General features: G+C 40.2%; 15 protein-coding genes. 2 read left to right on the top strand and 13 right to left on the bottom strand.

Translation table 11 applies throughout. From position 1 onward, the window contains the following. Positions 1-91: 91 nt before the first annotated feature. The 12 genes from QNI22_RS31400 to QNI22_RS31345 all read right to left on the bottom strand — a co-directional run bounded on the left by QNI22_RS31400 (position 92) and on the right by QNI22_RS31345 (position 13,171). Positions 92-934, bottom strand: a complete 843-nt coding sequence (locus QNI22_RS31400; RefSeq protein WP_314517116.1) for a hypothetical protein — start codon at positions 932-934, stop codon at positions 92-94. A 34-nt stretch (positions 935-968) separates the two neighbouring features. Continuing rightward, the gene (locus QNI22_RS31395; protein WP_314517114.1) at positions 969-2,177 is read right to left on the bottom strand and encodes a hypothetical protein; all 1,209 of its coding nucleotides are present in this window, start codon (positions 2,175-2,177) and stop codon (positions 969-971) included. Positions 2,178-2,270: 93 nt separating this feature from the next. Next, positions 2,271-4,022 carry a conjugative transposon protein TraM gene (traM, locus tag QNI22_RS31390; protein ID WP_314517113.1) on the bottom strand — a complete coding sequence of 584 codons (1,752 nt, stop codon included), beginning with the start codon at positions 4,020-4,022 and terminating at the stop codon, positions 2,271-2,273. Continuing rightward, entirely contained in the window at positions 4,012-5,169 is a 1,158-nt protein-coding gene (locus tag QNI22_RS31385) for a DUF4138 domain-containing protein (protein WP_314517111.1), read from the bottom strand. Before QNI22_RS31385 ends, traM begins: the two co-directional genes overlap by 11 nt. A 102-nt stretch (positions 5,170-5,271) precedes the next feature. After that, positions 5,272-5,874: a hypothetical protein gene (locus QNI22_RS31380; RefSeq protein ID WP_314517108.1), complete on the bottom strand. Its 603-nt coding sequence runs from the start codon at positions 5,872-5,874 to the stop codon at positions 5,272-5,274. A gap of 90 nt (positions 5,875-5,964) precedes the next feature. Next, on the bottom strand, positions 5,965-7,170 hold the full coding sequence (locus tag QNI22_RS31375; protein WP_314517106.1) for a TraJ family protein: 1,206 nt from the start codon (positions 7,168-7,170) through the stop codon (positions 5,965-5,967). Then, positions 7,167-9,521: a VirB4 family type IV secretion system protein gene (locus QNI22_RS31370; protein ID WP_314517103.1), complete on the bottom strand. Its 2,355-nt coding sequence runs from the start codon at positions 9,519-9,521 to the stop codon at positions 7,167-7,169. The genes QNI22_RS31375 and QNI22_RS31370 overlap by 4 nt, the downstream gene beginning before the upstream one ends. 368 nt (positions 9,522-9,889) lie before the next feature. After that, positions 9,890-10,387, bottom strand: a complete 498-nt coding sequence (locus QNI22_RS31365) for a hypothetical protein (protein ID WP_314517101.1) — start codon at positions 10,385-10,387, stop codon at positions 9,890-9,892. An 83-nt stretch (positions 10,388-10,470) separates the two neighbouring features. Further along, entirely contained in the window at positions 10,471-10,851 is a 381-nt protein-coding gene (locus tag QNI22_RS31360) for a hypothetical protein (protein ID WP_314517098.1), read from the bottom strand. 160 nt (positions 10,852-11,011) lie between these two features. Then, positions 11,012-11,377, bottom strand: coding sequence for a hypothetical protein (locus tag QNI22_RS31355; RefSeq protein WP_314517097.1), 366 nt, complete (start codon positions 11,375-11,377; stop codon positions 11,012-11,014). A 194-nt stretch (positions 11,378-11,571) separates the two neighbouring features. Then, the gene (locus tag QNI22_RS31350; protein WP_314517095.1) at positions 11,572-12,213 is read right to left on the bottom strand and encodes a LuxR C-terminal-related transcriptional regulator; all 642 of its coding nucleotides are present in this window, start codon (positions 12,211-12,213) and stop codon (positions 11,572-11,574) included. A 145-nt stretch (positions 12,214-12,358) separates the two neighbouring features. Then, complete coding sequence (locus QNI22_RS31345; protein ID WP_314517092.1) at positions 12,359-13,171, bottom strand: sensor histidine kinase; 813 nt, start codon at positions 13,169-13,171, stop codon at positions 12,359-12,361. Between the two features lie 368 nt (positions 13,172-13,539). Here QNI22_RS31345 and QNI22_RS31340 point away from each other — a divergent pair, with 368 nt between their 5' ends. Together QNI22_RS31340 and QNI22_RS31335 are read left to right on the top strand one after the other, a co-directional pair. Then, positions 13,540-13,704, top strand: a complete 165-nt coding sequence (locus QNI22_RS31340) for a hypothetical protein (protein WP_314517089.1) — start codon at positions 13,540-13,542, stop codon at positions 13,702-13,704. 496 nt (positions 13,705-14,200) lie between these two features. Further along, complete coding sequence (locus QNI22_RS31335) at positions 14,201-15,364, top strand: S41 family peptidase (RefSeq protein WP_314517087.1); 1,164 nt, start codon at positions 14,201-14,203, stop codon at positions 15,362-15,364. Positions 15,365-15,371: 7 nt separating this feature from the next. Here the strand turns inward: QNI22_RS31335 and QNI22_RS31330 are convergent, their stop codons facing one another. Further along, the gene (locus QNI22_RS31330; protein WP_314517085.1) at positions 15,372-18,482 is read right to left on the bottom strand and encodes a lantibiotic dehydratase; all 3,111 of its coding nucleotides are present in this window, start codon (positions 18,480-18,482) and stop codon (positions 15,372-15,374) included. Between the last annotated feature and the right edge of the window lie 12 nt (positions 18,483-18,494).

Genomic DNA, 18,494 nt, shown 5'->3' with positions numbered 1-18,494 from the left:
TTTGCTGAGTAGAGATTTACTGAGTTGAGAATGCTGAGTAATTATTTACTATCCACAATAGCTGAGTTAGTGCCTGTGGAGAAAAGAGTCACTACTCAACTATTACTTTGGAAAGCTCTTTGCGAACCAGCGATGCCTGATAGGCATTGTCTACCTGCTGCACAACAGCCGATTTCTGCGAGGCTTCCTTTAAAAGTTGATCCAATTTGTGTTTCATTTCAAGCGATTTAACCATATAATCACTGGCCAGCTTCTGGGCTTTGATCCGCTCTCCGGTAGACATTTTCTGCTCTCCGTCTTTTCCTACCTGATCAGACAGATCCTGGGCAAGCTGCTTGTATTCTTCACTGAGTTTTTCGTAAGACATGGCTACAGCCATCTTACGCTTTTGTGCTGCAATGGCAAGGGAATACTGCTTTGCTTTCTGCTGTTTATTTTTTGCCACAAACCCATTCAAAGTACCTGAATTCTCCGGTCTGTAAGCACTTGTACCATCAAACAAATAGTTATAAGCCTGTTTAGCATTGTCTACTGTTGCTGTGCGGGAAGTAATAGAGACAAACTCAGCTACATAGGGAACTTCGGTTACATACTTGTCAGTAGAGGCAAGGCCATACACTTGTTGCCTGATCTTGGTCAGATCTGAAAACCGAAGCTTGCGAAAGTCTTTTGCCAGATACAATTCTTTTTCTACCTGCTGTTTTAGTTCCAGTAGTTTTCCCAGCTTCTCACGGGTAGAGGTATTTTCAGACATAATCTTCTGAAGGCGTGCATCCTGCAGTTTCTGCTTGGCATAGTCCTGCACCCACTTCAAAATTTCGGAGACCAATTGCTTATTGCTTAATGCATCTACAACCGGTATCTGTGCATGTGCTGAAGAGAAGATTCCTGTCAGGAAAGCACTCAAAAGGAAATATTTTAGTTTCTTTTTCATCTCTCACTAATTAGCTAAAGTATTTTATTGCGTTTTACTCAACACTCATTCTGGTAAGCTCTTTGCGAACCAGTGCGTTCTGATAGGCGGCATCAAGCCTTTCCATCGTCTGACTTTTATTAGAGGCTTCGATAATCATCTGATCGGCCTGAAGCTGGAGATCAAAAGACCTTTCCATATTGTCAAGCGCTGCTGCCTGCGCTTCGATCCGCTCTCCGGTAGTCATTTTCAAACCTTCTTTTTCGATACGGGTGGTATAACTGGGAATCTGACTCAGATTATTGACTACTCCTGAGAAAAGGGATAAAATACCACTCAAGGCATCCAAACCTTCGATATTGGAAGTTACTTTATCCATGATCTTATTACTTACATCATTCTTTCCGCCTCCCAAAATCTTGTCAATAAAACTATCATTCATCCCGGTTTCTTTTTTGATCTTTTTGCCCAGATCCTCTACCTGCTCTGTGAGTTTACCTCCCAGGTTATTGAGTATTCCTTCCAGCCCATTCCCATCTCCCAGGACATCGCCGCTGAGGATTTCATTCAGATCTGAAAGAATATTGCCGATTCCAAACATATTCCACGATCCATCCTTGCTTATTTTGGCCGACAGATCCATTGCCTGATCGGCCAGTTCGGTAGAAACCTGCTGATAGGTCATGGCCGTATGCATGGCGCGCTGTGAACTTTCTATCTCAAGAGCATACTGTTTGGCTCTCTGATCCGATAGCATAACCATGTTTTCACTATAATCCCTGGCGGCTAATCCTGTGGCCACTGCATAGGCAGAGGTTCCGCCCTGCAGAAACTCATACATCTGATTAGAGGATTGAATACCTGGTACGGCCTGCTTTAGAAGATGATACTCAGTCAGGGTGGGCAGATCATTGGCATACAGGGCAGTGGATACACGAATGATCTTTTCGGCCAGTCTGCGCAAATCCGACATAGACAGCTCTTTATACTGACGCACTTTCCAGAGCTCCTGATCAATATCGACATCCATATCAAGCTGCTCGGTCTGACGGGCGCGGATCTGTTTTACTTCCTTCAGGGTTTGCAGCAGTTTTTCCAGCTTCTGTTTTTGTACTTTTTCATCTTTTTCCATGAGCACCTTATTCTGGATGTACTCAAAGATCAGACGGGGAATATCGGTAACGGGAAAGCCGGTTGCCTGAGAAGGCACTGCAGGAAACACCAAGGCTCCTACTAATAGAGCGGACATGAGAATTTTTTTCATGGCATTTTTAGATTAGTGTTTATACTATTCAATCACAGATAGCTCAATCACAGAAAGCTTGTAATCTAGGGCTATCTGTGATTGAATAATTCTTTAGTTGGAAGGGACTAATTCCAGCAAAACCGGATAGTTATCGGCCAGATCAATATACATTTCCCGGTTTCGTTTTTTTCCACCCGAAACCCCTCTTGTCAGCGTGGAAGCTGCACGGGCAACAGCCCCATAGGGAATGTTATAACTCAAATCATTGGCAGCATCCGAAACCGCAGAAGAACCCGCCCGACGAGCTTCTGTCTCCACAGCAGACTGATCCTGAACCGAGATGCCGGCAATCATATCGGTATCATAACAATTAATTGGAAGTGCAACCGAATGAACTGATGCTGAGGTGGAGGCAGAAAGGGATTTGGAACGGAAGTTGGAAAAGCTAATTCTTCCATTTCCAAAATCAGCCATACCAATCAGAATCGTGTTTTTTTCAAAATACATTCCTTCCCAGTTTATCCCTTCCAGCAAGCGAAAGGCCACCTTGGAACCTGACTTGACTTTATGGTTTCCATGTACTACAGCTCGCACAATTACATTTTCAGCTACATCTTTCTCTGCTATCTCTTTCTCCGCTTTAGCGTTTGATACAGCTCTTTTTTTTGTTTTGGAGACCGAGTTACGGCTTAAGTTTTGATCGGTTTGATCAGAAGCAGCTGAAATGGTATTAAAAGGGTTATTGTCTGATTTGTTTCCCTGATAGGCCGTTTCGCTTCTTGTTGTCTGATTACTTCTATAAGAAGCAGATCTTTTAGAGACAGGCGCTCCTTTGTCCGTTACGCTAGCAATCTTAGGATGCGAGATTCGTGTACTCTCAGAGGAAGATTTAACAGCGTTAGGCATTGAAGCATTGTTTTTTTCGGATTTGGATTCATTGGCTGAGAGCATTGCCCTGTTCCGATCATAGATACTTCCTTCTCCTTCTTTTATACTACGAACAGAGTCGCTCTGAGGGGATAATGAGCTGATCAATAGTGAAAGCGTATCCATCTCAGAAAGGGAACCGTTCTGTGAAAGTTCATTTGGCTGTTCTGTCTGCTGATCCTTTTTCTTTTTATCTCTTATATCATAGAGTCTTTGCCAGTCCATTACAATATGGCCGAGTGCAGCATCATCCATCGCCTGACGAAGCGAATCCTGATAGCGGTTTTTTTCCTCAGTCTCGTAGATGCGAGACTGTGAATCAAGCTTGGTAGAAGTGCTATCCAGTCGGACATGCCGATCAGGAGTCCGAATGCCGGTTGTCGAGGCCGCTACCATGCTCCGGATCTTCTGGGTAAAATAACCAGCCAGTAAAACAAGAGTCAGTGCTCCTATCCCATAGATAAGCAGTTTCGTTTTACGGATTTTAGCTTTGTTTCTCTTATCCATTTTATTCAGCCTTTCAGTTAGGGGCACTTTTTTGAAAAAGTTTGTAGTAGGAGCGCCTTCTTTTTTACTTTTATTTCCAAGCGGTAATCCAGTAGCTTTCTCCTGTTTTTGAGTTGTCTGAGAAAGGGAAGAGGAAGTCTTTACAGGAGATTGAGCGGTTGCACCTGCTTTACTCGCTGATACACCACTCACTAGTGAGCCATAGTTGGGCTCTGAGATATTATTTTTGCTCGCATCATTATTCTGCCCGTGCGTATTCCGCTCGCTATCATTCCAGTCATTTTCATCATCAGTTTCAGTCTCTCTAAATTCATCTGTTGTCTGTTCAGTCATAGATTTTGGATTGGGTGTCTCTTGTTGAGAATACTCAGGAGAGTCACTCTCAGAATTGGTTATATGTTCTTTGGTTACCTGTTCTTTATCTGACATAAGAGAAAGAGTTAGTAATGATGGAAGATGTAATAGCAGAGAGGGTTGGGATATAGAGTGTTTTTGCCAGCGTTTTGGCTGGAACATAGGCTTTCACTACCCGGTTACCGTCCGCTTCACGAACGATGATTTCCAGTTTCCCTTTCAGGGTGTTGGCAAAGAGAGGAAGCGCATACGCGAGCTCATTCTGATCCTGTGGCTTAATCATTTCCACCGTCTGAGAGAAAAGTGGTAGTACCTGATTTTCTTCTCCTACGATTTTGCGCCGGGTCTTTCTTTTTCTTTTTTCCTGATAGGCAAAGCTCACATAATCGAGTTTATAGGGAATGGAACTTTGATTGCCTACCTGTAGGATCATATACGTTGCTGTATTATCCACTGCCAGGGCTGTAATGCACAGATCAATCCTGTTCTCTTTTTTTCGGAACAGCTTATGTCGACGTTGTTTTTTCAGATAGGCAATTTTGGAGGTATAAATGGTTCTGGCATCCTCCGTTTTACTCTCCTGTCTGTTCCCGTTTGCTGCAACTCTATCTGCTATGCTTCCCTGTGCTAAACCAGGCTGTCCTTTTTCTGTTTGCCCAGCCTGATCCGGCTTTGGTCTGTATCCACTGGCGAGTTGGTTTCTGTAATCCCAGAAAATGCGTTTAGGTCTTTGCTGATAGGCGATATAATGCAAAAAGATCTGACCATCTTCTGTTTCAATCAGCATAGCAGAAGGCGAGACATATCCCCTGACAGGCTTTAACAAAAGCTTATTGGATTCAATCTTACCCACAAAGTTTTTCGAACCCAGATCAAGCAGTTTAACAGGGGCGTGAAAAATCAGATAGGTTGTTATCTCTGTAGATACATATACTGTGTCGTACCCTGCAGAGTCATAAGAATGATAGCGAGCCTGTTCCATTTTCCTATCCACTATATAGGTTCCTGCAGCAGCTGGTATCTGATCGCCATCCCGATGATCTAATGATTCATAGTTAACGGGATCTTTCTGAATCTGTTTAGATTGGGTAGATGAAGATTGAGTTTGTATTTGATTTTTTGAAGGAACGCTTTGAGAGGTCTTTTTCTGTGCCATCATATGTGAAGGATAGACCAGGCATAATACACTTAGATGCAGAATACTTATAATTACTTTTTTCATGGTATACTCAGGTAGAAAGTAGCTGAATTGATAAGTTGTTACTGGTTTGATAGCTTTTTACAGGCTAAGACCTTCTCGAGAGAAGATCTTAGCACTCATCCTCTATTTTTCAACAGGTGGATTATAGGCCTTGTAATCAAAGTTGGTGATCTGAAGGCCAAACGGATTGGCATCACTGCGGTGCGTGCGGATCATATCAAAGTCAGCGGCAATAGGTATAATCTCAGACTCATTGTCATACAAATACTTCTGACGGGCATAAATAGCTCCTTTATAGGGTTCTACACTCATGTTAATATTGACCGAATCGATTTCCATCTCGGTACGGGAGTTAAAGCGGGTATAGTGCTCTAAGATGCCTCCCTGCTTCATTTTATTATACAGCCTTGCGCCTACCTGTTTATCAATCAGCTTTAAGGCTGCATTGATCCGGTCTGCATAGTTGGACGCATCGTGCGAATGCATCAGCGTCATAAAATTGCGAACATGGTTTTTGCCTTCGTAGATGGTTGGCTTGTAGTTGGAAGCCAAACTGGCAGCCAGGGTGGTATTATCCGAGACAACATACACACGCTCTTCTCCTTTTCTTTTAGCGGAGAAATAAATAAACGACCAGAGCAGATTGCTCACTACCAGTAAGAGTAAAGATACAGTGGCAATGCGCTGGGTTGTTTTCAGGGTTTTATCAAAGTCAGGAGCTTTCATTTTTTCTTACTTAAATGGTTAATGAATTCTTACATATGTTTGGATGCTTACCGCCTTTTCTACATCGTATTCTTATTCTACATTGTATTCTTACACCAGTTCATAAGGCGTATATTCCACCTTGCTGTTTGATTGTGAATAGGTGTTAATGCGGGGCTGGGGAGCAGGGGATTTCTGCCTGATGGGAATAGCGGTGTTACCTCCAGACAGCATGGGAGGAAAACCACCACCTCCACCGGGCAAAGGGGAAGGTGAGCCGCCCCCTAACAAGCCCGCCGGGCTATTTCCATAGTTAAGCTGATTGGCAGTGGCACCCCCTGTAAGAACAGGCGAGCCACCCCCTCCGGAAGGAGGAACTCCGATAGTGCCCAGATTCATAGCGCCTCCGGCGCTCGCTCCTTTGGCTGTACCTGCCCCTATTTTGGCTGCACCTGCTCCAAAAGAGGCCATACTGGAAGCAGCACCTAGTACAGCACTGGCCGTTCCTGCCAGTTTGGATAGAAAGCCACCAGTTAGGGTCTGTCCGATAAAGTAAGCTGTCAGGGTCGGTACCATCAGATACATCAGCATGCAAACCAGGTTCACAATAAGCGAATCAACCATCCATGGATCGTTTTCCCACAGGGTAGAAAACACAGCCTGGTTGTAGTTGTGAATGATTGCATCCAGAATGCGCAGGGTCACAGACCACATGTGTACCGAGAACCAGCCCCGAAACCAGTGGGAGGCTACTTTTTCCATGCCCGGAAAAACTGAGATGGCCAGTGATAACGGTCCTGCCACAGTCAGAAAGGCAAGCAGCATCGCCCGTATTTTTTCAAGGGCAATGCGGATTACCATCGTAATTCCCTCTTCAATAGCTGAGCGGATAAAGTAAGTAATGCCAAACTGGATATCAAAAATCCCTTTGGCATACTCGGCTATTTTGTCTCCGGTTGACATATTCGGATTGTCTGCATCTTTTTTCATCGCCAGCGCCCGGTTGGAAAACTGATTCAGATCTTCCAGGATGGAGGCGGGTTGCGGGATCAGATTGCGAAATCCTTCAATGCCACCCGAGATTAGGTCCAGCAGCTCGACATAGTTAAAAAGGATACACCAGATGATAATGCCCCGCAGCATAAAATCGCCATTGACAACCATAGGCCCGGAAGAAAACACGGCCCGCATGATGGCTACGATAAGCGATGCCACTAAAAAAGCGGGTACCAGAAACAGACAGTTCTGACGCACTGTATTCATAAGCAGTAAGACCAGGTCTAAAAATGCCTGATTGATGTGTCCCCAGTTGTTCATCGGATTTCTTCTTTACTTTTGCCTGTAAGTGGGTTTGATTCTGTCATAGTTGTTGTAGCCGTTGATATTGTAGCCGTTGATATTGCAGCAGTTGATGGTATAGTAGTTAGTGGTGTAGCAACATTCAGCTCATTTACGTGTTTTTCCCTCATTTCCTGCTTTTTTGGAGTGGGTTTTCCAGCCTTTTTCCAGGCTACATATTCATTGATCGCATAATGAATGTTGCCCTTGAACTGCTTTTGAAGTCTTCGCAAATAATCCCTTTCTTCGGGCTTGGAGGTCAGGATGGCGTCGATCTTAACAGAGACTTCCATCAGATAGATTTTGGCAAAATCCCCCTGTTTGATAAACAGCTCCCGCCAGCCTTCTGCATCGTTTTTCCGAATCGAACGGATCAGCTCGACTTCATGCGAGGTCAGGCCCAGGTGAGAGGCCAGTTTGGTGATTTCAGTCTGATCACTGTGATTGAGAATCACATAGGTAGCTGCATTCTGCAAAATAGCCGGGCCGATTTTGGAACTAACAATCTCTGAAATCCCCTGGGTGATGATACACATCGACCCGTTGTTTTTCCTCACTGTGCGGTACATCGATTCGACAAAATTCCCCATGCCGTCTGAAAGCATTGACCAGGCTTCATCCATGTAGAAATACTTTCTTTGCTCGGGATACTTGCGGATTACATCCAGGGCGAGCTCTGTGATCAAAAGGGCAATCACATGGTAGAGCATCGGATTCTTTTTGATCTTGGCCATATCAAAACAGATCAGCCGGTGATCGGATACATCTGCGTGCGAAGAAGAGTTTAACACATCGGCATAGTTGCCAATGGCATAAGGCTCTAATACCACCAGAAATTCATTAAAGTCAAACGAATTCTTCAGCCGCAGATAGTCAGCTGACCCTTCCCGTTCAAAGGTTTCCACCCAATGGTAAAACCCTTTGATGCTTGGAGCTTCTTTGGCCGGGTTTTCCAGCAGCTCCTGATTGTAATGCCCATAATACAGGGGCAGTAGTTTGGTGAAAATAGCCCGTTCCGCCTGGGAGATATCCCCTTTTGACCCTTTCCAGATGACTGATAAAAGCGCTGTCAGATAGTTAATTTTATCTCCGGAAAGCTTATAGGGCTCATATCCCTGATGCGATTTATCTTCCAGCTGATCAGCTCTGACCCGGTCAACAATGAAGGGATTCAGGTTTAGTGGAGCCTCCGGGTCATACTCAAAGTATTTTCCATCCAGGGCAGAAATCAGCGAAAGATACGTTCCTCCTACATCAATGATAATCTGGCTGTGCCCGAGCTCAAAACGTTGCGTGATCAGATTTCCCATCGTATAGGACTTACCTGATCCGGAGGGACCGATGGTGAGCTGGTTCTGATTGTTCAGATCGGTATTGAACAGCTTTACCCGGAGCGGATTGCGGAACCTGTCACACAGGATTTCATCTCCTTTGGTCAGATGATTGTAGTTAGTGATCAGATTCATATACATCGAAGCATTGTCTCCACTCATCAGGAGCTTGCGGTAATTATGGTAGCTGTTTCCCGGAGAGCTGGAAACATACAGATTTGCCGAATCAACCGTTTCAATCAGGGCTGTAGCACCTCCCATCATCTGAAAAGCCTTCGCCACCCCCTGACAGTATTCACCCCGGATGGTATCGTCTGTTTCCCAGACAATCACACAAACAGATGTTTCGACTGTGTTTTTGTTATAAGTCCGGATCTCATGGGTAAAGTCGGTAATCTCTTCCGTTTTTTTGATATTGTCCTGTGTGGTAAGAAAGTCTAAAAAACGGTTGCGCTTGTTTTCATCGTCGAGCTTTTTAAGCGTTTTGTCCGTATCGCTGACCGTGATTGTAACAGAAAGAATATGGGGCAGTTGCAGGTAATGTGTCAGCGGATAAACAAAAGGTGAAGCGACTCCCGTGTAATTATACACCGAAGGGAAGATCTGTCCCGGCTGGTTTTGCAGCGAGATCACATTTACCTTTTTCTCCCCGAGTACACAGTAATTTTCTGCTACCTTTAACGGTCTTTCCAGGCTCTGAGGTACGGGGCTGAATTCGAGGTTAAAATACATCCGGCAGACACATTTAAGATCCTCATTGGAAAGCAGCTTGATTCTGATCCCTTCTAGGGCGAGGCTGGAGGCAAATTCACGACCTACCCGGTTTAACACCAGCATTCTTTCCTCAATCCCTTTGAAAGGAGAGCTGTTCAGAAACGCTTTGCCAAAGGCAAACAGGGTATTGACCGGATTGGAAGGAGGCTGGGACGGCTCTCCGAGTGAGACAAACAGATATGATTTGTGAGAAAGAGACTGCCGGTTGTAAAAGTGATGGATCATGTTTTTCTCAAAAAAGCCTTTATCGGCTGTCGCAGCCTGGAAGGGCTCAAAGTAATAGTAGTCCAGCTTCTGGACCGAGCAACCGGCGGGCAGAATCTTGATTGCTCCTGTGAACACATCAGACAGATGCTCATAGCGCGAAGCAGGAAACTTTTCCATTTCCAGCACGTCAAGTTCAAAGCCGACTGCTACCCGTCCGTCTTTATAGACAATGATTCCATCCTCGATTTCAAAGATGGGAAGGGCATCATCCAATGGTTTTTCTTTTGGGGAAAACATAGAAATGGTAGTAGTTAGATGGTGTAAGGGATTGATAGGAAAGGAAAAATACTGACCTCCCCAAAAAGCAATGACCACTTTGAGAGTGGTCATTGCCCGTATTCATTCAGACTTACTTCCCTATCGGAATAGTCTCTGGCAGCATCTGTCCACTTGGTTTCATTCTTCGCTGGATTGTCAGCTTCTTTTCTTATCGTTTTTCTTTGCAAAGAGTTACCCTGTGTCCAGTTGCTTGTGTCTTTTTTCAGAAGTGCCTGATTGCGATGAAAAGCCAGCAGTATGGACTCTGCATTTAACACCGAGTCCGCTGTTGGAGAAAACCGTTTGGACTTTTGCTGAAAGCGATAGCTCAGATACGAAGTAATAAAGCTCGGATGCTTCTGACGGGAAGCATACTTGAGTCCAAAATAAGCAGATGTAACAATGATCACAGTCGCATGATTGAACCACTTAAAGCCAGGTGCCATCAATTTCAGAAAGGTCGAAAAGATGATCAGCACCACAGTGAGCATAATCAGCATGCCTACCTGCAGCATGGGAAGACCCAGAACAGTAGACTCTTTTTCCAGATAGCGTCTTGTTATCATAATCAGGGTTTGTATAAGTCAGAGTAGCTAATAAAGATCTATCACTATGGATAAATTAATAGAGTGTGATTAACAAGGGTAGATCATCGGTTATAATCACCTGCCCCAGCTCCACCCAGTGAGGAAGCGATATCTTCAACAAAGTAGTTAAAGCCAAACCAGAAGATGGCGATCAGAATCGTTTGCATGGCATTTCCCATGGCATTGGGACTCCCTCCGGCAAAGGCGAGTACCGTACGGACTGCTGCCCAGACAATAGCCCCAATAAAAAGAACATTGGCAACGAGTTTAATTTGCTCGACAATCTGGGTAAGACCGCCAACAGTTTGCTGAGCAGAGACTGTCTGAGATAAAAACAGAAATACAAATCCCCATAGGTACTTGTTGGAGTAGGGTATGTGAGTCTTTAGACCAGTCTGTGTTAAATTTTCAGGTAAAGAAGATTGAAAAAGGTTGGCAAGCATATAAGTAAGCATTAACGGTGAATAAAAAATGATATAGAGTTTATGCGAATCGTATAGGAATTCAATAGGTGAAATACCTAATGGTTGATAACTTGATAAGTCATTTGAAATAGGAAGTAAAAATGACAATTGGGCAAGACAAGATTTTGGCAGGACAGGATTAAGGCAATAGAGTAATGGCTCTCAGCCGGATGGTATCTAAAATCTTACTTGTTGGAATTTCATCAATATCAACTTTTTCAAGCTTTATCTGGGTAAGCAGTAGCGCACATGGCTCATGGAGGCAAAGACTATCAATCAGATCTTCAAGCGGACTACAGAGCATACCTCTGATGAAGAGATCTTTTCGCAGTTTTTCATCCAATAGATCATAGTAACACGCAAGAGCTAATACCAGACTTTGCGCATACTCATTAAGGAAGTGGTTTGGAGCAGTCTCTACGATGCTATTCTCTGCTTTCTTGTTTTGTGTTTGTGGAACAGCTCGTGCTATAGGATGATCTTGTATAGGATGATGATCTTGCATAGAAGTAACGTTTAAGTTTCTATGACGAAGGTCTTGCTAAGTGAAGCAAAAAAAAATACTCAAAATTGAGTATTTTAGTACTGAATTTTAGGCTTTTTGATCAGAACACCGCTTTATGCTAGTAGATAAGCGTTGTAGAAGAAGCTAATTTAAAGTGAGTTTCTAAGCCAATACGATTTTCTAAATGTAGCCGGTCAGGAGTTTAACTGACTGATTTTGTGGATCAATTCGAACTTGGATTTGACAGAGGATTTCTTGTAAATATTCTGAATGTGTTTAGCCACTGTGCTTTCTGCCAGAAAAATTTTATCTGCAATCTGTTTGTTCGATAATCCGTCTGTTAAAAGTTTGGTGATCTGTTCTTCCCGATCTGTTAAGCTATACAGACTTCTAAAATTCTTATACGTTTCCTCTAGTTTATGATCCCAGGGTCTTGTTGCATTTTTTAAGGCGTTTTGCTCCTCAAGCCGTTTGGACAGTTTTGTTACAGCATTCAGTAAACTGTCCATGCTCACAGGCTTTAACAAAAAATCGATAGAACCATGATACTTATGAGTTTTCAGCCCATAATCATCATAGGCAGTGATGACAATAAAGTTAATGGTGTTGCCAAATTGTTCAATAATATCCATTCCTGTCAGCACTGGCATATGTATATCTAAAAAGGCAACATCTACCTGATTATCCATCAAGAAGCTATAGGCTTCTACAGGATCTGTAGTGGCTAAAAGGATTTCAATCTGGGGTATCTTTTGAAGGTCTTCTGTTAAGATTTCCAACTGAATGGGAGTATCATCTACTATAACACATTTGATTTTTTGCCTTGAGGGTTGCATCGGAATAAAAGAATTGTATGGTTTGTTTATGTTACTTTAACGATAACCATATAGAATAGTTTTTGAATAATTAAGCTATATCATAAAAAAAGCCTCTATAGCTATAAAAACGGAAGATATTTTGTGTACATCATACTCTTCTGTTCTAATCCTGGATAAGTGAATCTATCAGTGCTGGATTATTGATATGAATATCTACCTTATAGTAATTGTTCTGATTGGTTGTTTTTAGCGTTTGTCTGTTACCATAGTGGATTTCTAAACGTCTTTGCGCATTTTTTAGGCCAATACCTGTAGAAACTTTTTCAACTGTAGAAGTGATTGGACTGGATTTGACCGGATTAGAAATACTGATCTGTAAGCGATTACTTTCCGCAGTAATAGCAACAGTTAAAGGGTTATTTTGATCTAACAGGTATCCGTGTTTTACCGCATTTTCCACATAGGTTATCAGAACGGAAGGAATAACTTTGAGTTGTTTGTCTCCTGCGAATGAGATATCATATTGAAGGGTATGATTATATTGAAACTGGACAATAGAAAGATAGTTTGTTATATGTTGAATCTCCTGCTCTATTGGGATTGTAGCTTCTCTGTATTCATAGGAATGTCGCATCAAATCTGCAAATTTTTGAATGACTACTGGTAGTGTGTCTGTTTTTTTTCTTGCCAGATTATACATGCTATTGATCACATTGAATACGAAGTGAGGATGGAATTGAGAACGCAGAAAGGATGTTTCCAATACATATTTTTCCCGCTCTGTTTTTATAAGTTGCTCTGTTCTATTTTTATTGATGAATTTTGCATATGCATATAAAAAACCAAAGATGGAATATTGAATTGTATGCCAGACATGTCCAGTTATTATGAAGTTAAAAATCCAGGATAATTTCCATTCTGGAGGAGGAATTTCAGAGTTATGGATTGGTAGAACATAATCGAGTATAAAATCCATAAGTGTTAACAATAGAAGTACTCCTATTTCAGAAAATAGTATGAATACTATTTTTATAATTCTACTATATTTTGTTTGCCAAATCGGATAGATCACACAGGCGGCTATATAAAATACACCTGAAAGATAGATGAAATAGATTAGCGGATCTAAGAATACGATTTTGTCGGCCCGACTGACTATATACAAATTTAACGCACCACAAAAAACATATACCAACCAGAGTATCAGAGGTAGTGTTATTTTGTAATTCAATATTTTTTCTACATTCATTGTTCATTTTAATTAGGTTAAAATATCTTGTCATTTTGAATGATTTTCCTATTTTTATGCAGTTGTAATTTTAATTAATTTACCAGCATTTATTTATGAAAAGCAAAAAAAATCCTTCAACCCACTTCAATCTTAAAAAGAAGACATTGAGTAGCCTGACACCGTTAACTGAACTGGAAACTAAACAAATAAACGGAGGTTCTGGTGGTCGTAATTGTGGAACGACAATCACTGCCTGTACAACTGGTATTAGTATTTGAAAGAATATCTTTCCATTTAAGAAAGATGGTATAATAACGAGTATTAAAAATAGAAAGATTCTCTAAAACAGGAAGTGGTACAAAATATATTTTGTACCACTTCCTGTTTTAGAGAAATTACCATATATAAGATTAATAATATTTGATCAAAATTAAAAATTGTATAGACTAATATTATATAAGTAGACCTCGGATACTTGTATGATACTTGAATTTCCAATACATATTTATCACTCATCAAATGATTCGATTACACTTTTCTGTTATTCTTATAATATTGTTATTAAGCAATTGGGAAGGCAAAGCCCAAAGCTCATGTTCTTGTGAATCAACATTAAATGCGCTCATTGAACATACTAAAACAAATTATATTGGGTTTAAATATAAAATACATTCTGGCAACAAAAATCTATTTATTTCCTTTCAGGACAGTCTGCAAAGAACTAGCAAGAATATCACTAATCCATTCGCATGTTTAAACCTTTTGGATTCATGGGTGTCTTTTTTTAAAGATGGACATTTTCTTATTTCGTTGAATCGCAAAAATGCTTCTCAGGTTCTAAATTTTGCACCAAATCAGAGTATTGAAATATCTGAAAAAAATGAGAGTACAAGGAATGACCCGATTGAAGGCAAATGGAATAATACTTCTGGGGCTTATCAGATATCTATATCTCGGGAAAAAGGGTCTAAAGATTCCTTTATTGGTTTGATACTTTTTGCTGACACAGCCTTCTGGAAACCTGGACAGATCAAAGTGAAGCTTACTCGCAGAAGCCCTTCAATCTATGAAGGTATATTGTATTCGAGAGACCATTTACCCAGAAAAATCAAATATCATTTTGCTCAAAATCAACTTGTGAGCCTTCAAGGTTCCGAGATTTCATTTAACTGGCAAAAGCAATCCGATCAAGAAAAGCCTTTTAAAGAAGAACCTATTATTTCATTTAAGTCTCTTTCTGCTGACTGGAATTTGTTAGATATTAACTCGTTTGGCTTGGTTGAACCAATTGATTCTGTCTTCTCTCGATATAAAAATCAATTGTTTTCAGTGAAGAATTTAATTATCGATTTGCGACAAAATGGAGGTGGTGGGATCGCCACTTTTCCAAAGCTTCTTACTCTGGTTTCAGATGGTGAAGTAGTAATGAAAGGCGCGGGCACTCTTGCTACTTTAACTAATGTTAACGCATATTCAAAAATTATAGATATACTGAAAACATACCCAGATGTAACACCCTATGAGATCAATCTGGTTACAAAGCTAATTTCTGATATGAAATCTCATCCCGATCAGCTTTACTGGCAAACAGATAGTATTGCTGCTATTCCAAAAAGTCGATTCCCTCAACGGGTTTTTGTCTTAATTGACAAAGGAACAGCTAGTGCAGCAGAGATGTTTGCTGAACTGGCGCAACAGAGTAGTAAAGTAATCACCTGTGGGCAACCTTCTGCTGGTGCTATTGATAATTTAGATGCGGTATCAGTTAATTTACCCTGTCCTATCTATCAGATTATGTATCCAATTACCCGGAATGGCAATTATAAGAATGTAGATTCTACTCTTGATCCTGTAAAGATCATTCCCTTTCTTAAGATTCCTGAGCAAACGCAGGACTGGATTCAGTATATCATAAAAAAAGCAGGCACTCTAAGATAGCCAACCTTTAGTTCTTGATTTGCTTAATTTTTGACTCATAGTGTTTGCATAGGCAATAATAAATTACTAATTCATGATGATTCGAATTAGTGGTGAATAATCTATTAAGGCTCATATGTAAATATGCGGCTAACCTGCTTTTGATCGGAGCAGCTTGGTCATTGTCCTTACTAAGTATTGTTATTACATTTATACACTTTGACCAATGTATATCTATAATTTTTCGAATCTGACTTATATCATTTGACTCACTATTTATTGGCTTTTCTAGAAAAAAGAGAAGAGATTTAGACTTTTGGTATTTATCACTAAGTTTTTTGAGTTGAGTGGACTTGTGAATTTTAAATATTTTCTTCAATGTAGATTGTTGCCAATTCATCATCTGATACTTTTCTAGAAGGCTTAACCCAAACGCACTCATGAAGCTATCCACAAGCAAAAATGCAATTAAGATTCGGCTATTTTCTTTGGAATCCTCATCAATGTTACCAAGTAGATTCATTACTGTTCTACTATCATAATAAAACAAAGTTTCTGTGACTTCGATCAGCTCTGCACCATACCTTTCAATTTCACGCTGATAAGTATCTATTACAATGTTCTGAATTTGATTGCTTTCTAGGAAAGGATTAAGAAGAGTATGTAATTCCTGACTTACTGTTAAATAAAAGTTGTCGGTTCCAAAAAAGCGGATCCTGAGATGGTGTCCCTTATCATCCTGATATCTAACAAAAAACCATTTCTGTATCAATCCTCTTTGCTCAATAGATTGGATCCATTTGGGTAATACATTAAGTAATATCTTCTCTGTTGCCTGTATTCCTGCATATATTTTAAAATATATCCATTCCGATCCGAAACCAAAACGACGTTTTTGAGATATGACTGCATTCATGTCAAGTTTGAGAAGCCGTTTAGGTTCTGGAGCCCTATTATAAAATGGAATGATTATCTCATGGGAATGTTTCCCTTCTGGTGAAGAAACCCATTTAGAATTTATTGACAAGTCTTCTAGTAAAATTCTGTCTTTCGTTGTTTGAATCCACTGCATCAAAATTGCTCTGGTAACAGCATCCTTAGCAATGCTGGCAATGCTAATGGGGAGTCTGTTATCTCCTTCACCAATAAGTACTATTTCAGGAAGGTTAAGTTCCCAACTTATTTTAGTAAATTCTTCTATAAAACTGTTTTCCTCTAACGTACTTAAATGTATCTGTTGGTCATTGGTTAATTGCCATATAGATGGGGAGAGAATAGTCTTTCCAAAAGTTACTCTAGGAAGAAAAGGTTGGTCTTTTGCCATAGGACCCCATGTAAAACTAAGTGTTCCCATTTCCTGATCTTGAATATCTACAAGTAATTTATATAATGGGAGAGAGTATTTTTGTGCATCATGAGCGGAACTTAATCGTGGAAGGATTCTTTTGTTTAATCGTTTGCTTCGTAGAATTAATTCATTTGCAATACAGCTTATATAAATATCATCCAACGTGATGGGTTCCGAGTCACATTCTAATGAAGGAGAAAGTAATGGTATATAATATGGACGTAAAGGGGGACGATAAATGACATTTCCACTACGTGGTTGTGAAATATGGGCAATTTCGGCTAACACACAATCTGGATAGAATTCTTGTTCCTTTTCAAGTGCTTCCCTAAGAAGTATAGTAAGATTTTCATCAAGATGGCAAAATCGACCAAGCCAACGACTAGAGGATGGACCTGTTGTTAGGTGATGTAAGAGTTGATAGTTGCCACTGTCTATGTCTTCTTGGGTACTTGCAAGAATTGTTATTACCGAAAATAAGGAAGCAGCAATATTTTTTTGTTTCTCAATCGACTCAATATCTTTATTAGTAAGGTTTATTTCAAGTTGTCCTTTCTGAATAGCTTTGGTATATAAGTTTAAAAGATGATTGTTCCATGAATGCCAATCTGTTCTTCTATCATTGTCTGTTTCAAACAACCCTTCAATAAATGAGCTTTCGATTTGATGTGAGTTGATTGGATATCCCAATCCTGTTTCTGTGTTCAACACTTGAAGCAACGGTACCTCTGCCTCCTCATACAAGTTTGCAAAAACTTCTTTAAATTTCTCAAACTGCTTATTTACAGGTCTGGGTAGATAAGAAAGAAACTCAATAGTATCCTTTAATTCTTGAGCGATTTTGCTTGTAAGATGACCTTTTAAAGGTCGAAAGCTATCAACCTGGTAAAAATCATTTATTGTCTTTACTGTAAGTAATTCTGCCTTTTCTATTTGCTTGTTTATTTCAAAATAGAATTTTCTTTTATCCCCTATGCGATTCTGATCTGCCCGATTGGCCACCTCTAAAAGATTTTCTAAGATTGGGCTCCACCGATTATTTTCTGTTTTTAAAATTTGGACTAGTTGTTCCGCCTTATCTTGGCCTTGTACTGGAAAAGGAAATAATTCCAGTTCAGATAGTAAGAATTTACTTGCAATTAAGCTATCAATAAATTCAGAAGCTTCCTCCTCCTGTGTTGAGGTATTTAATTGTTTGCATATCTTTTTTAACAAATCTCTATAGTGGAATCCAGGTTGTTGGTTAAGAATAGTTACAATGTAGTCTAATGCTTCTATTGCTTCAATTTCTGAAAGAAAAAACCTTTTAATGCCATTTTCTATGCGGTATTCTATATACTGATAGACTGACGAAACTTTCACAACAGAAGAATTTAACCAATAACGTATTTGCTGTCTGACAGTAGGCTCTTTTAGTAAATCTTCTGATAAATAGGTAATAAATTCACTATCTAATCGGGTTTTGGTTTGAACAGAATTAATTCCTTGCAACTTTAATGAAGTAGAATCACCGATATGGCCTAAAGATATAGTAGCAAATAGTCCAAAAGGGGTAGAACGAGTATGAGCCCGTAGTAAATATTTACCTATTGTTATAATCAATCTTCTTTTCTTCTTCTCATCAAGTTTGCCATTATTAAGTTCTTCAAGTGGAAGCTTTGAAGAAGCACTATAAAGTGCATCAAGAAAACGTGAATCCTGTCTTATGTCATTTAGCTTTAATTTATCAAGTAGCTTATAAGGAAAGATGGGGGTTCTAAGAACAAAGAAATCTGAAGAAACTAAATCCATAAATGTTTTAAA

Origin of the sequence: Xanthocytophaga agilis (assembly GCF_030068605.1) — a bacterium.
Taxonomy (GTDB): Bacteria; Bacteroidota; Bacteroidia; order Cytophagales; family 172606-1; genus Xanthocytophaga; species Xanthocytophaga agilis.
This window is presented reverse-complemented; position numbering and strand designations above follow the sequence as displayed.

What these genes read in the sequence shown, in the direction of transcription:
- QNI22_RS31370 (WP_314517103.1), bottom strand. Translation starts at nt 9,521, where the DNA reads ATGATCCATCACTTTTACAACCGGCAGTCTCTTTCTCACAAATCATAT.
- QNI22_RS31380 (WP_314517108.1), bottom strand. Translation starts at nt 5,874, where the DNA reads ATGAAAGCTCCTGACTTTGATAAAACCCTGAAAACAACCCAGCGCATT.
- QNI22_RS31330 (WP_314517085.1), bottom strand. Translation starts at nt 18,482, where the DNA reads ATGGATTTAGTTTCTTCAGATTTCTTTGTTCTTAGAACCCCCATCTTT.
- QNI22_RS31340 (WP_314517089.1), top strand. Translation starts at nt 13,540, where the DNA reads ATGAAAAGCAAAAAAAATCCTTCAACCCACTTCAATCTTAAAAAGAAG.
- QNI22_RS31385 (WP_314517111.1), bottom strand. Translation starts at nt 5,169, where the DNA reads ATGAAAAAAGTAATTATAAGTATTCTGCATCTAAGTGTATTATGCCTG.
- QNI22_RS31360 (WP_314517098.1), bottom strand. Translation starts at nt 10,851, where the DNA reads ATGCTTGCCAACCTTTTTCAATCTTCTTTACCTGAAAATTTAACACAG.
- QNI22_RS31395 (WP_314517114.1), bottom strand. Translation starts at nt 2,177, where the DNA reads ATGAAAAAAATTCTCATGTCCGCTCTATTAGTAGGAGCCTTGGTGTTT.
- QNI22_RS31400 (WP_314517116.1), bottom strand. Translation starts at nt 934, where the DNA reads ATGAAAAAGAAACTAAAATATTTCCTTTTGAGTGCTTTCCTGACAGGA.
- QNI22_RS31365 (WP_314517101.1), bottom strand. Translation starts at nt 10,387, where the DNA reads ATGATAACAAGACGCTATCTGGAAAAAGAGTCTACTGTTCTGGGTCTT.
- QNI22_RS31375 (WP_314517106.1), bottom strand. Translation starts at nt 7,170, where the DNA reads ATGAACAACTGGGGACACATCAATCAGGCATTTTTAGACCTGGTCTTA.
- traM (WP_314517113.1), bottom strand. Translation starts at nt 4,022, where the DNA reads ATGTCAGATAAAGAACAGGTAACCAAAGAACATATAACCAATTCTGAG.
- QNI22_RS31345 (WP_314517092.1), bottom strand. Translation starts at nt 13,171, where the DNA reads ATGGATTTTATACTCGATTATGTTCTACCAATCCATAACTCTGAAATT.
- QNI22_RS31350 (WP_314517095.1), bottom strand. Translation starts at nt 12,213, where the DNA reads ATGCAACCCTCAAGGCAAAAAATCAAATGTGTTATAGTAGATGATACT.
- QNI22_RS31355 (WP_314517097.1), bottom strand. Translation starts at nt 11,377, where the DNA reads ATGCAAGATCATCATCCTATACAAGATCATCCTATAGCACGAGCTGTT.